This is a genomic window from Pelagerythrobacter marensis, from assembly GCF_036700095.1.
Classification (GTDB): domain Bacteria; phylum Pseudomonadota; class Alphaproteobacteria; order Sphingomonadales; family Sphingomonadaceae; genus Pelagerythrobacter; species Pelagerythrobacter marensis_A.
The window spans coordinates 649,167-661,758 of record NZ_CP144918.1; the positions used below are offsets into that span (position 1 = coordinate 649,167).

A 12,592-nucleotide genomic window follows, 5' to 3' on the forward strand; every position below is an offset into this window, starting at 1 on the left:
CGGTGGAAGCGTTCGCCGCTCTGCTCGACGCGCTCGTCTATACCCGCAGCCGCAACGAGAAGCTGCGCCTGATCGCAGACTATCTGCGCGAGGCAGGCGATCCCGACCGGGGATGGGCGCTGGCGGCGCTGACCGGCGGGCTCGATTTTCCTGACGTCAAGTCGTCGACCATTCGCAACCTGCTCAAGGAACGGATCGACCCGGTCCTGTGGACGCTCAGCCGCGATTTCGTGGGCGATACGGCGGAAACCGCCAGTCTGCTGTGGCCGGCGGGGGAGGCGCCGTCCGATCCCCCATCGGTGACAGAGGCGGTCGAAGCGCTGCGTGCGACGACCCGCAAGAGCGCACCGGCCGACCTGGCGAAACTGCTCGACCGGCTCGACGCCTCGGGCCGCTACGCCCTGCTCAAGCTGGCGACGGGCGGCATGCGGATCGGCGTTTCGTCGCGGCTTGCCAAAGTCGCGTTCGCGCAGGCCTTCGCGGTGTCGGTGGAGGACGTGGAGGAACACTGGCACGGCCTCTCCCCGCCCTATCCCGCCCTGTTCGCCTGGGCCGCAGAGGGCGCCGCGCCGCCCGACACCGCCAACCTGCCGACTTTCCGCCCCTTCATGCTCGCCCATCCGCTGGAGGACGCCACGGTCGATCTCGCCGACTATGTGGCCGAATGGAAATGGGACGGCATCCGGGTGCAGCTCGTGCGGATCGGTGGCGAGACCCGGCTCTATTCGCGCGGGGGCGACGATATCACTGCCACCTTTCCCGAGTTGATCGACGCGCTTGCGTTCGATGCCGTGCTCGATGGCGAACTGCTCGTGCGGGGCACGGCCCAGGGCGGCGAGAAAGGCGGTGCGGCCAGTTTCAACGCCTTGCAGCAAAGGCTGGGACGCAAGACCGTGAGCCGGAAGCTGCTGGCCGAAGCGCCGGCCTTCGTCCGTCTCTACGACGCGCTGATCGTGGAAGGGAAGGACTTGCGCGAATTGCCCTGGACCGCCCGGCGCGCGCGGCTGGAGGCGCTGATGCCGCGCCTTCCGGCGGCGCGCTTCGACCTGAGCGAAGTGGTCGAGGCGGCCGATTTCGACGACCTCGCCCGCATCCGCGAAGGCGCGCGCGACGATGCGATCGAAGGGCTGATGCTCAAGCGGCGCGATTCACCCTATGTCGCCGGCCGCAAGGCTGGGTTGTGGTACAAGTGGAAGCGCGATCCCCTGCTGATCGACTGCGTGCTGATGTACGCCCAGCGGGGCAGCGGACGGCGGTCGAGCTTCTTTTCCGACTACACCTTCGGATGCTGGGACGGCGACCCCGACGAGGGGGCCGATCTGCTGCCGGTGGGCAAGGCCTATTCGGGTTTTACCGACGAAGAACTCAAGCGGCTCGACCGCCACGTGCGCACCCATACCGTCAACCGCTTCGGCCCGGTGCGCGAGACGGACAAGTCGCTGGTGTTCGAAGTCGCCTTCGATTCGGTGCACGAAAGCCGGCGGCACAAGTCCGGCCTCGCCATGCGTTTTCCGCGCATCCACCGGATCCGCTGGGACAAGCCGGTCCACGAAGCCGACCGGATCGAGGCCCTGCGCGCCCTGGTTCGGGATTAGCGAAAGTCGCGCGGCACGACTTCGGTTCCGCTCAAAGCCCCGCTTCGACGACAGCCGCCGCGTGAGCCTTCCCATTCTCGACATAGTGGGCGACGCCGGCGCGCATGCCGGCAATGGCCGCGTCGTCGAGGTCGCGCATCTTGCGCGCCGGGCGGCCTCCCCACAGCTCGCGCGCGGCCATCGCCTTGCCTTCGGTCAGCATCGCGCCGGCCGCCAGCATGGCGTCGGAGCCGATCACGGCCTTGTTCATCGCGATCGCGCCCAGGCCCACGAAGCCGCGATCCTCGATCACGCAGCCGTGGACCATCGCCATATGGCCGATCAGCACGTCGTCGCCGATCAGCAGCGGCGAGCCGTCGGGATCGCCAGGCCGTTCGGGGTCGCAATGCAGCACGCTGCCGTCCTGGACATTGGTCCGTTCGCCGATCACGATCCGGCTGACATCGGCGCGCAGCACGCAATTGTACCAGATCGAGCTGTCGGCACCGATCGTGACGTCGCCCACCAGAACGCAGCCGGGCGCGACGAAGGCGCTGTCGTGGATGGTCGGGCGCTTGCCGTGGATCGGGACGATCGTCACGCCGGGGCGGGTGGTCATGTCCTGCTCTCCCATTGTTTGCGGGTGATCGAATAGAGGATCGTCGGATTGTCTTCCGGGGCAAAGTTCGGATCGGTGAAATCGAGATCGGGCCGGCGTTCCATCCCGAGCTTTTCCATCAGGCGCCAGCTGCCCCGGTTGGCGAAGCTGGTGAGCGCGACGATCGCCGGGGGATCGATCCGCGCAAAGGCGAAATCGAGCACGGCGACGACCGCCTCCCAGGCATAGCCGCGGCGCCAGCGGTCCTCGCGGATCAGCCAGCCAACCTCCATGTCGCCCGGATTGCGGGCGAGCGGATTGTCCACTCGCTTGAGCCCCGCGTGACCGACCAGCGCGCCGCTCTCGCGCTCTTCCAGCATGCAGAAGCAGAAGCCTTCGGCCGCATGGAGCGCGCGGGCCCGGGCGTGCTTTTCCGCGATGAACGCGCGCGGCCTCGGCCCGCCGAGATGTTTCATCACCGTGGGGGTGTTGAGACAGGCCATCTGCCGCTCGACGTCGCCCTCGCCCGGCACCCGCAGCACCAGGCGGTCGGTTTCGAGGAGGATCGGGCCCGTCACCGCCGCGCGCCGGGATCGATTGCGTAGAGCACATGCGGCCGCAGGGGATCGCCCTCGGGCACGCGCGGATGATCGAAGTCGCGCTCCGGCCGGCGGGTCATTCCCAGACGTTCCATGAGCGCCCGGCTGCGCGCATTGGCCCGCGCCGTGATCGCGACGACCGGCTCGCCGGACCGATTCGCCTTCGCCCAGTCGAGCGACGCCTCGGCCGCCTCGCGTGCGTACCCCTGCCCCCAGCAGTCGGCGGCAAGACGCCAGCCGATCTCCAGCTCGCCTTCGATCTGCGCGATATTGCCGCGCACGAGCCCGGTGAAGCCGATCACCCGTCCATCGCTCTTGCGCTCCAGCGCCCAGAAGGTGTGTCCGAAACGCGCGGCCCGATCCTGCAGATCGGCGATCAGTTTCGCCGTCTCGCCCCGCGACATGACGGGGCCGAGCGTTGCCATCACCCGCGGATCGCCGCAGACGCGGTGGAAGTCGTCGCAGTCGCCATCACGCCAGTCGCGCAGCCACAGGCGCCCGGTCTCGTGGCGAAAGTCAGCCATTCAGCAACCGGGCCGCGTGCGCGGCATGGTAGGTCAGCACACCGCTGCACCCGGCGCGTTTGAAGGCGGTCAGCGTTTCGAGAACCAGCGCGTCGCGATCGCCGGCGCCGGCGGCAGCTGCAGCCTCGATCATCGCGTATTCGCCGCTCACCTGATAGGCGAAGACCGGAACTTCGAACCGTTCCTTCACCCGGCGCACCACGTCGAGATAGGGCAGCCCCGGCTTGACCATGACGCTGTCCGCCCCTTCGGAAAGATCGAGCGCGACCTCGCGCAGCGCCTCCTCCCCATTGGCCGGATCCATCTGGTAGCTTTTCTTGTCGCCCTTCAGCAGGCCGCCCGAGCCGACCGCGTCGCGAAACGGGCCGTAGAAAGCGCTGGCGTACTTCGCGGCATAGCTCATGATCTGGACGTTGTGATGGCCGCCCATTTCCAGCGCCATGCGGATCGCCTTCACCCGCCCGTCCATCATGTCCGACGGGGCAATCACGTCGGCCCCGGCCTGCGCCTGGTTGAGCGCCTGGTCGACCAGGATCGCAACGGTATCGTCGTTGACCACATAGCCGTCGCCGTCGAGCAGCCCGTCCTGCCCATGGGCCGTATAGGGATCGAGCGCGACATCGGTGAGGATGCCGATATCGCGTCCGCACGCGTCGCGCACCGCCCTGATCGCCCGGCACATGAGGTTGTCGGGATTGAGCGCCTCGGCCCCATCGTCGCTGCGCCTGTCCGCCGGCGTGTTGGGGAAGAGCGCGATACAGGGAATGCCCAGATCGACCGCCTCCTTCGCCCGGGCCGCGATGCCGTCGACCGACCAGCGGGACACGCCGGGCAGGCTGGCAACCGGGTCTTCGACGCCCGATCCCTCGGTCACGAAGAGCGGCCAGATCAGGTCGGCGGGCGTCAGCACGGTCTCGCGGTGCAGGGCGCGGCTCCAGGCCGTCGCCCGCGTGCGGCGCATCCGGAGGGAGGGGTAGGAACCGGTCATGCCGGTCTGTTGCCGGAATTGCCCGCAGCGAACAAGCCGCGAGTCTCAGGCCCCGTGTTCTCCGGTGCGCGACGGCAGTACCGCCCGCAGGATCACCGTATGCGCTGAGGCGCCTCGAGGCGGTCGATCTCGCGCGCCGGCGCCGCCGGCGCCTCGGAAGCGGCAGGCGCCAGATCTTCCAGCGCAGCGCCGGCCTCGACCGTCTTGAGATCGGCGAGCGCGGCCCGGAAGCGCCGCAGTTCCGCCCCCGACAGCTGCGCGCGCGTGACGAAGCGGACCGAGGCGGGATCGACCGCCCGTCCGCCGCGATACATTTCGTAGTGGAGATGCGGCCCGGTCGACAGCCCGGTGGAGCCGACATAGCCGATCACCTGTCCGCGGCGGACGCTCTGCCCCGCGCGCACCGCCATCCGGCTCATGTGGCAATATCGCGTCGCCAGCCCGCCGCCGTGATCGAGCCTGACGGCATTGCCGCAGCCGCCCGCGCGGCCCGCGCTGGTCACCCGCGCATCGGCCACCGCGACAATCGGCGTGCCGTAGCCGGCGCGGAAATCCATGCCCGAATGCATCCGGCGATAGCCGAGGATGGGGTGCCGCCGCATCCCGAAGCCCGACGACACCGGGCCCGGAACCGGCGCGACCAGGCCGTTGCGTTGCTCGCCCACGCCCGACGCTTCGTAAAAGCGCCCCTCGCTGCCCCAGCGCATCAACTGCGCGGTCGGCTCGCCTCCTCGCTCGATACCGGCGTAGAGCAGCTCGCCCGCCTGCCGCTCCCCGGTCGCCGCACGGCGATACTGGACGATCAGGTCGAACGTATCGCTCGAACGCACCGCACGGTCCATGTCGAGCTGGTCGCTCAAAACCTTGAGATACTGCTGCACCGCGCTGGCGGGGGCCCCGGCCGCGCGCATCGAACGGTAAAGGCTCGACCCCACCGTGCCGCGAATCCTCAGCGGGGTGTCGTCCACCCGGATCGGCTTGCGCGAAAGCGCAAGGTTCCCGGCGGCATCGCGGGCGATTTCGAGTTCGAGATCGAACCGTGCGCGGAACGTCAGCGCATCGAGCGGCCTGGCAGCGCCCGGTCGCGGCCGCCGGCCGAGCGTGATGTCCACTTGCGTCCCCGGTTCGATCGTGTCGAGCGCGATCGAGCGCGCGACGAGATCGGCGACCCGCTCGGCATCGTGCGTCCCGACGCCGGCGCGCTGCAGCATGCGAGTGAAGCTGTCTCCCTGCGACAGAGTGGCCAGCAGCTCGACTTGCGGCCTTTCGGGCGCCGACTTCAGCGGTACGACGCGCTCGGTCGCGCCCATGCGCCGGCCGCTGTCCGCACCCAGCGCCAGCGGCATGATCATCTGGCTGCGAAACTCGTCGCGCGCGCTTTCGGTCATCGCCATCGCGGGGGCGGCTTCGACCGGCGCGAAATCGGGCCAGAACGCCAGCGCCAGCGCCGAAAGGCCGATCAACGTGCCCAGCCCGCGAAACCAGCGCCTGCTGCCGATCGCTTCCGCCAGGTCGGGGGCGATATCCGCCCGGGCAAGACGCGCGGACAGATCCTCGCGCCAGGTATCGACCCTTTCGGCGAGAGTCCGTGCCCTCGGAATGACATGCGGCACCGCGTCCGGCAGAATCTGCGCGTGCGAAAGCGTGGCAGGACGCCACAGGTCGTCGCCGAAACCGGCGTTGACCCGCGCCCCTCCATCGCCCTGCTTGTACACCGCGCCTCCTCCGGCTGGCTGCGCGAGGTGTCGCAACCCGATCCCTGGCGTCATCTATGCCGCAATCCCTGCCGGATTAAAGTAAAGGCGCGCTTAACCCGCGACAAGGCGAGTCGCCTTCACGACGATCCGTGGGAACCGCCGTGCCCGGCCCCGCCCTGGCCACGGTGCTGTTGTCGGGAGCGGTCCGCGATGCCACATTGGCAGACGTGACCCCCAATCGAGACGGTTCCGGCATCAAGGCGGTCCTCGGCCCGACCAACACGGGCAAGACCCACCTCGCGATCGAGCGGATGTGCGCGCATTCTAGCGGCGCGATCGGTTTTCCGCTGCGCCTGCTGGCGCGCGAAGTCTACGACCGGGTCGTGGCGATCAAGGGAGACAGGCAGGTCGCCCTGATAACAGGGGAGGAGCGGATCGAGCCGCCCGGCGCACGCTATTTCCTTTGCACGGTGGAGGCCATGCCCCTGCGCAGCACTGTGCGAGCACATGGGGACGGTGCGCAGAACGGGTCGCTGGCCTTCGTCGCGCTCGACGAGGCGCAACTGGCGGCCGACCGCGAGCGCGGCCATGTGTTCACCGATCGCCTGCTCCACGCGCGCGGCCGCGAGGAAACGATGCTGCTGGGAGCGGCGACGATCGAGCCGCTGGTGCGCTCGCTGATCCCCTCCGCGGCGATCGAAACGCGGCCCCGGCTCTCGACCTTGCGCCATATCGGATCGCGCAAGCTCTCGCGCCTTCCCCCGCGCAGTGCGATCGTCGCCTTCTCGGTCGAGCAGGTTTATGCCGTGGCGGAAATGCTGCGCCGCTATCGCGGGGGCGCCGCCGTGGTCATGGGCGCGCTCAGCCCCGAAACGCGCAACCGGCAAGTGGCCATGTTCCAGTCGGGCGAGGTCGACTATATCGTCGCCACCGATGCGATCGGCATGGGTCTCAATCTCGACGTCAACCATGTCGCCTTCGCCTCGCTGACCAAGTTCGACGGCATTCGCCAGCGCCGGCTCATCCCGGCGGAGATGGCGCAGATCGCAGGGCGTGCGGGCCGCCATCAGACGGACGGTACCTTCGGCACTCTGGCGGGCGCGAAGGGGCCGGCGCCCGAATTTTCCGAAGAGGAGATCTATGCGATCGAGGAACATCGCTTCGCCCCTCTGACGAAGCTGTTCTGGCGCGAGGCGCAGCCCCGCTTCGATACCCTTGGAATGCTGATCGCCGATCTGGAATCGCCGCCGGCGCAGCCGGAACTGGCGCCGGCCGTCGAGGCGATCGACCTTGCGGTGCTCAAACGGCTTGCAGGGGAAGATCTCGCCGATGACGTCAAGGGGCCGGGCATGGTGCGCCGGTTCTGGGAAGTCTGTTCGCTGCCCGATTTCCGCCAGCTCGGCCCCGATGTCCATGCGCGCTTCGTGGCCCGGCTGTGGCAGGAACTGCGCGGCGGCTATCTCGGCGCCGACTACGTCGCCGCGCGCATTGCGGAACTGGACCGGGTCCAGGGCGATATCGACACGCTGCAGGGCCGCATCGCCGCAATCCGCAGCTGGGCCTATATCTGCCAGCGGCCCGACTGGGTCCTCGCGCGCGACGAAATGGCGGCACGCGCACGGGGAGTGGAAGCGCGCCTGTCCGATGCGCTACACGGGCGGCTGACCGAGCGTTTCGTCAACCGGAGGACTGCGATTCTGATGAGAACCCTGGGCACCGATCCGGCCCTGCTGCCCGTCAGCCTCGCGCAGGACGGAGCCCTGCTGGTGGAAGACGAGCCGATCGGGCGCATCGACGGCTTCCGCTTCACGGTCGACCACAGCGCCAGCCACGACGACCGCAAGATGCTGCTCGCCGCCGGCGAGAAGGCCCTGCCGCGCATCCTGAGCGAGAGGGCGGACGCGCTCGTCGCATCCGGGATGGAAGGTGTTTCCCTCGCCGGGGGCGCCTTGCACTGGGAAGGCCACGAGCTGGCGCGGGTGGAGGACAACGGCGATCCGCTCGATCCGCGGCTCGCCCCGGCACGCGAGCTGGGCTTTCTTCCCGAGAGCGTGCGCGCGCGGCTGCTGTCGGCGCTGTCCGAATGGTTGAGCGGACAGCTAGTGCCGCTCGCGCCCCTGGCGAAACTGGCCCAGGCCGCAAGGAACCCCGAAGCGGGATCGCAGGCTCGCGCGCTCCTGCTCAACCTTCTGGCAGGGCACGGGGTCGTCGCGCGCGAGAACGCGGGAATCGAGCATCTGCCCAGGGAGATGCGACCGTTCCTTCGCCGTCTTGGCGTCACTTTCGGCGCGCTCGATGTTTTTGCTCCGGCGCTGCTCAAGCCCGCGCCACGCGCATTGCTTCACACGTTGGGGCGCGACCGGCGGCCGTTGCAGGAATCGATGCAGCCGGTGATCGAGACGGGCGGCCGGTTGCCGGCCGGCTATCGCCCTCTCGGCAAGCAGGCGGTGCGGGTCGACGTGGCCGAGAAGATCCTGCGCGCGGCGCACCGGACCCGCGCCGAAACGGCGAAGCGGCGATTCGCGCTCGATCCCGCTCTCGCGATTTCGACCGGGCTTACCCGCGAAAGCTGGATGCGGCTGCTGGCCGCGGCCGGCTTTCGCTGCCTGCCCGCACGCCGGATGGCGGAGGGCGCCTTCGGCCCGCCGGCGCCGGACCTGTGGCAATGGCAACCCGGGCGCGGCCGCAAACCGCGGACGAAACCGGCCTCGCGAGCGCCCGCCAACAGCGCTTTCGCCGCGCTGGCGGACCTCAAGGTGCCGTGATGCGGATCGACCGGCTGCTGTGTCAGCTGCGGTTCTTCAAGACCCGCAGCCGCGCGCAGGCACTGGTCGAAACGGGGCGGGTCCGGCGAAACGGCCGGCGCGTGACGCGCGCCAGCGAGACGGTCGCCTGCGGCGATACGCTCACCTTTCCGCTGGGCAGGGGCGTGCGAGTGATCGAACTCGTCGCCCTTCCCGTGCGGCGCGGACCGGCGGATGAGGCGCGAGCCTGCTATCGCGTGCTTGACCCGGAGGGGCAAAGCGCCATAGCAGCGAGCGGACCCCCTGTTCGGGCCCCAGCCAGGAAGGAAAGCGATCCGAAATGACCTATGTCGTCACCGATGCCTGCATCAAGTGCAAGTACACCGATTGTGTCGAGGTCTGTCCGGTCGACTGCTTCTACGAAGGCGAGAACATGCTGGTGATCAACCCCAGCGAATGCATCGACTGCGGCGTCTGCGAGCCGGAATGCCCGGCCGAGGCGATTCTGCCCGACACGGAAGACGGGCTGGAAAAATGGCTCGAGATCAACACCAAGTATTCGGCGGAATGGCCCAATATCACGAGCCAGAAGGAACCGCCCGCCGATGCGGACGAGCACAAGGGCGAAGAGGGCAAGTTCGAGAAGTTCTTCTCACCCGAGCCGGGCGAGGGCGACTGAACCGGGGCGACAGGCGCACCGCGACGCGGGGGGCGCATCCCGGACTCGCAATTTTGTTACGAGTGTGTTATATAATGCACCAACTGCATCGGCGCCCGTCCGATCGCAGGCGTGACATGTAGAAAGGTCCGGCCCAATCGCGACAGGACAAGTTGGCAATCGCCCGCGCTTTGCCGAGCGCGGCCGGAGGCCGATTCGACTGTTCGCTCCAGGCCCCGACCGCAGAAAGGACTTGTGCATGGCCAGCAAGGCTCCCGCCTTCGATGTCGGCGACTATGTCGTATATCCCAAGCACGGCGTAGGCCGTGTGATCGAGCTGCAGAACGAAGAAATCGCCGGAATGCAGCTCGAACTCTATGTGCTCCGGTTCGAGAAGGAGCGCATGACCCTGCGCGTTCCCACCAACAAGGTCGAAGCGATCGGTATGCGCAAGCTCTCGAGCGACAAGACGCTCAAGGAAGCGATGGAAACGCTCAAGGGCAAGCCCAAGGTCAAGCGGACGATGTGGAGCCGCAGGGCGCAGGAATACGAAGCGAAGATCAATTCCGGCGATCTGGTCTCGATTGCCGAAGTGACCCGCGATCTGTTCCGCCCCGACGACCAGCCCGAGCAGTCGTATTCCGAGCGGCAGATTTTCGAAGCCGCTTCCAGCCGGCTCGCACGCGAACTGGCGGCGATGGAGAAGACCGACGAACCTGCCGCGCTGGAGAAGATTCTCGCCGTGCTGCGCGAACACGCGCCGCAGTATTACGAGAATACCGAGGACGCCTGACGCGTCGCACCGCAACCGGGTTCCGAACGGGACAATGAGGGCCGCCCCGCCGGGCGGCCCTTTTTCTTTGCTGCGGTTGCGGAGTCCGCCCCACTGTATTACATCGGCAATACGGACTGGGATGAACCCCGGACAGCGGCCTTCCAGGCCTGCGACCGGGCCGAAGATGAGGACGACAGGCAATGCTGGACAAGATTCTGAAGGGCGCGGCTCCGTTCGCGGCAATGTTGCTCGCGACCGGCTGCAACGGAATGGTCAACATCAACGGGTCGGACGGCGTGCCGCTCTCCGAACTCGATATCGCCGGCAAGACCCCGACCGAGGTGGTTCTGGCCGGTCCCGACGACGTCGTGGTGGCACGCGGCGAAGCGTTCGACATTTCCGTGACCGGCGACGAACCCGCCATTGCGGACCTGCGCTTCACGCTCGACGACAAAACGCTCGGCATCATGCGCGAGAACGACAGCTGGCGCAGCGCCGATGGCCGCGCGACGGTGCGGGTCACATTGCCCCGGGTGGAAAAGCTGGTGGTCGCCGGATCGGGCACGATCGAGGCAGACCTTCTCGAAGGCAATCCGGAAGTGACCATCGCCGGCAGCGGCACCGCGCGCACCGACAGGGTCGAGGCCGGTTCGCTGGACGTGACGATAGCCGGTTCGGGCACGTACCGCGCAGCGGGGCGGGCCAAATCGCTCGACCTGAACATTGCCGGCTCGGGCAATGCCGAGATGGGCGGGCTTCGGGTCGACGTCGCCGAAGTCACTATCGCCGGCTCCGGCGATGCAGACTTCGCGTCCGACGGGACCGTCGAGGCGAAGATCATGGGATCGGGCGATGTCGCGGTCACCGGGTCGGCCCGGTGCACGGTCAGCACGATGGGTTCGGGCACCCTCACCTGCACGAACGGCAGCGCCGCGACAGGTGGCAATGCCCCGCCACCGGCAGCCCCCGAACCGCGGCAAGCGCCCCAGCCGCAATAAAATTTGCCGGCGTTCATCGCGCCTGCACAAACAATCGGCTATGCCGCGCTCGAGGAGACGACCCGATGCGCGGCATAGCCCTGATTTCGACTTTACTGCCCCTGGCACTCGCTCTCAGCGGGTGCCTTGCCAAGACCGCCCTCGACGTGGCGACTGCGCCGGTGCGCGTGGCCGGCAAGGCGGTCGACGTGGCCACGACCAGCCAGTCCGAAGCCGACGAAAAGCGGGGACGCGAACTGCGCAGGCGCGAGGAACAGCTCGGCCGGCTCGAGCGGCAATACGACAAGGAAATGCGCCAGTGTGCCGACGGCGATCGCCGGGCCTGCGACAAGGCGCGCAAGACCTATGCCGAAATCCAGGTCCTCCTGCCCAGCGTGCCGCGCGAGCCGGAGCCACGCTGACCCGCCACCGTACCGGCCCGGTACTGCCGAGCGGAATCAGGCGGCCGCGCGGCGCAACCGGTCGTTGATCGCGATACCGATCCCTTCGCTGGGCACCGGGGCGACCGCTATGCGCGGTTTGTTCGATCGCGCCGCCTGGTGAAGGCAGGAATAGAGGCGCGCTGCCGCCTCCGCCAGATCGCCTGTGGCGGACAAGCTGACGTCTCCGGGAAACGGTCCGAATCCGATTGCGAATTCGTCGGGCGCCGGCTCCAGACAGTTCAGCCGGACCGGCTTGCCCGGGGCGTAGTGGCTGGCGAGCTGGCCGGGCGCCTCGATCCGCCCGCCCCCGCGGTCGTCTTCCCCCGTCCCGGCAGCCGGCAGATCGCGCAGGGCGGCGAGATCGATCGGTCCCGGGCGCAATTCCTCCCAGCTATCGTCATCCCGGATCGCCAGGATCGTCGATTCCACGCCGGCCTCGCAAGGTCCCGCGTCGAGCACGAGGTCGACTTTTCCGTCGAGCGAGGCGAGCACGTGTGCCGCAGTGGTCGGCGAGATGAACCCGCTTCGGTTGGCGGACGGCGCGGCAAGGGGAAAATCGCATTGGGCGAGCAACGCGCGCATCGTCGGATGGGCCGGCACGCGCAGGGCCAGTGTGGGCAGGCCGGCGCTCACGGCCGGCGCAAGGCCCGCGTCGGCACGGCGGGGAAGAACCAGGGTCAGCGGCCCGGGCCACCAGGTCTCGGCCACCTGCGCCGCCATGCCGGTCAGCTCGGCATAGCGCGCAGCTTCGCCTGCGTCATACACATGGACGATCAGCGGGTTGAAATCGGGGCGGCCCTTGGCCTCATAAATGCGAGCAACGGCCCGAGCGCTGTCGGCGCGCGCGGCAAGGCCGTAAACCGTTTCGGTCGGAACCGCGACCAGCCCGCCCGCGCGCAGTATCGCCGCGGCACGGGCGATCCCGGCCCGGTTTGCTGGTGCGGTTTCCGTAGCGTATTTGCCGCTCATGCCCGCGCGCTATATCTGACGCTGCGCAAAGCCAAGAGGAATGCCT

Annotated in this window: 13 protein-coding genes; 7 read left to right on the top strand and 6 right to left on the bottom strand. The window is 68.3% G+C overall.

Annotated elements, in window-relative coordinates; translation table 11 throughout:
- Nucleotides 1-2: 2 nt before the first annotated feature.
- Entirely contained in the window at nucleotides 3-1,595 is a 1,593-nt protein-coding gene (locus tag V5F89_RS03020; RefSeq protein WP_338446781.1) for a cisplatin damage response ATP-dependent DNA ligase, read from the top strand.
- A 31-nt stretch (nucleotides 1,596-1,626) separates the two neighbouring features.
- Here V5F89_RS03020 and V5F89_RS03025 read toward each other — a convergent pair whose 3' ends face one another.
- The 5 genes from V5F89_RS03025 to V5F89_RS03045 all read right to left on the bottom strand — a co-directional run bounded on the left by V5F89_RS03025 (nucleotide 1,627) and on the right by V5F89_RS03045 (nucleotide 6,052).
- A complete protein-coding gene (locus V5F89_RS03025) occupies nucleotides 1,627-2,193 on the bottom strand; it encodes a gamma carbonic anhydrase family protein (RefSeq protein WP_338446782.1) in 567 nt (188 codons plus the stop codon).
- Entirely contained in the window at nucleotides 2,190-2,750 is a 561-nt protein-coding gene (locus V5F89_RS03030) for a GNAT family N-acetyltransferase (protein ID WP_338446783.1), read from the bottom strand. Before V5F89_RS03030 ends, V5F89_RS03025 begins: the two co-directional genes overlap by 4 nt.
- Entirely contained in the window at nucleotides 2,747-3,295 is a 549-nt protein-coding gene (locus V5F89_RS03035; protein ID WP_338446784.1) for a GNAT family N-acetyltransferase, read from the bottom strand. The genes V5F89_RS03030 and V5F89_RS03035 overlap by 4 nt, the downstream gene beginning before the upstream one ends.
- Nucleotides 3,288-4,283 (bottom strand): porphobilinogen synthase, encoded by a 996-nt coding sequence (gene hemB / locus V5F89_RS03040; RefSeq protein WP_338446785.1) that lies wholly within the window; start codon nucleotides 4,281-4,283, stop codon nucleotides 3,288-3,290. Before hemB ends, V5F89_RS03035 begins: the two co-directional genes overlap by 8 nt.
- A 92-nt stretch (nucleotides 4,284-4,375) precedes the next feature.
- Nucleotides 4,376-6,052, bottom strand: coding sequence for a peptidoglycan DD-metalloendopeptidase family protein (locus V5F89_RS03045; protein ID WP_425334369.1), 1,677 nt, complete (start codon nucleotides 6,050-6,052; stop codon nucleotides 4,376-4,378).
- Between the two features lie 239 nt (nucleotides 6,053-6,291).
- On the opposite strand from V5F89_RS03045, the gene V5F89_RS03050 reads away from it, so the two are divergent.
- From V5F89_RS03050 to V5F89_RS03075, 6 genes are all read left to right on the top strand, one after another.
- Nucleotides 6,292-8,745 (top strand): helicase-related protein, encoded by a 2,454-nt coding sequence (locus V5F89_RS03050; RefSeq protein ID WP_338447500.1) that lies wholly within the window; start codon nucleotides 6,292-6,294, stop codon nucleotides 8,743-8,745.
- Nucleotides 8,745-9,068, top strand: coding sequence for a S4 domain-containing protein (locus V5F89_RS03055; protein WP_338446787.1), 324 nt, complete (start codon nucleotides 8,745-8,747; stop codon nucleotides 9,066-9,068). The genes V5F89_RS03050 and V5F89_RS03055 overlap by 1 nt, the downstream gene beginning before the upstream one ends.
- Nucleotides 9,065-9,403: a ferredoxin FdxA gene (fdxA, locus tag V5F89_RS03060; RefSeq protein ID WP_338446788.1), complete on the top strand. Its 339-nt coding sequence runs from the start codon at nucleotides 9,065-9,067 to the stop codon at nucleotides 9,401-9,403. The genes V5F89_RS03055 and fdxA overlap by 4 nt, the downstream gene beginning before the upstream one ends.
- Before the next feature lie 238 nt (nucleotides 9,404-9,641).
- Entirely contained in the window at nucleotides 9,642-10,175 is a 534-nt protein-coding gene (locus tag V5F89_RS03065; RefSeq protein ID WP_338446789.1) for a CarD family transcriptional regulator, read from the top strand.
- A 182-nt stretch (nucleotides 10,176-10,357) separates the two neighbouring features.
- The gene (locus V5F89_RS03070; protein ID WP_338446790.1) at nucleotides 10,358-11,155 is read left to right on the top strand and encodes a head GIN domain-containing protein; all 798 of its coding nucleotides are present in this window, start codon (nucleotides 10,358-10,360) and stop codon (nucleotides 11,153-11,155) included.
- A 65-nt stretch (nucleotides 11,156-11,220) separates the two neighbouring features.
- Nucleotides 11,221-11,556: a hypothetical protein gene (locus V5F89_RS03075; RefSeq protein WP_338446791.1), complete on the top strand. Its 336-nt coding sequence runs from the start codon at nucleotides 11,221-11,223 to the stop codon at nucleotides 11,554-11,556.
- Between the two features lie 36 nt (nucleotides 11,557-11,592).
- On the opposite strand, the gene V5F89_RS03080 is transcribed toward V5F89_RS03075, so the two are convergent.
- A complete protein-coding gene (locus V5F89_RS03080) occupies nucleotides 11,593-12,546 on the bottom strand; it encodes an L-threonylcarbamoyladenylate synthase (protein ID WP_338446792.1) in 954 nt (317 codons plus the stop codon).
- Nucleotides 12,547-12,592: the final 46 nt, after the last annotated feature.

Bases quoted from the DNA above. Each gene is read 5' to 3' on its own strand.
- V5F89_RS03025 (WP_338446782.1), bottom strand. From the start codon at position 2,193: ATGACCACCCGCCCCGGCGTGACGATCGTCCCGATCCACGGCAAGCGC.
- V5F89_RS03035 (WP_338446784.1), bottom strand. From the start codon at position 3,295: ATGGCTGACTTTCGCCACGAGACCGGGCGCCTGTGGCTGCGCGACTGG.
- hemB (WP_338446785.1), bottom strand. From the start codon at position 4,283: ATGACCGGTTCCTACCCCTCCCTCCGGATGCGCCGCACGCGGGCGACG.
- V5F89_RS03045 (WP_425334369.1), bottom strand. From the start codon at position 6,052: ATGACGCCAGGGATCGGGTTGCGACACCTCGCGCAGCCAGCCGGAGGA.
- V5F89_RS03050 (WP_338447500.1), top strand. From the start codon at position 6,292: ATGTGCGCGCATTCTAGCGGCGCGATCGGTTTTCCGCTGCGCCTGCTG.
- V5F89_RS03055 (WP_338446787.1), top strand. From the start codon at position 8,745: ATGCGGATCGACCGGCTGCTGTGTCAGCTGCGGTTCTTCAAGACCCGC.
- fdxA (WP_338446788.1), top strand. From the start codon at position 9,065: ATGACCTATGTCGTCACCGATGCCTGCATCAAGTGCAAGTACACCGAT.
- V5F89_RS03065 (WP_338446789.1), top strand. From the start codon at position 9,642: ATGGCCAGCAAGGCTCCCGCCTTCGATGTCGGCGACTATGTCGTATAT.
- V5F89_RS03070 (WP_338446790.1), top strand. From the start codon at position 10,358: ATGCTGGACAAGATTCTGAAGGGCGCGGCTCCGTTCGCGGCAATGTTG.
- V5F89_RS03075 (WP_338446791.1), top strand. From the start codon at position 11,221: ATGCGCGGCATAGCCCTGATTTCGACTTTACTGCCCCTGGCACTCGCT.
- V5F89_RS03080 (WP_338446792.1), bottom strand. From the start codon at position 12,546: ATGAGCGGCAAATACGCTACGGAAACCGCACCAGCAAACCGGGCCGGG.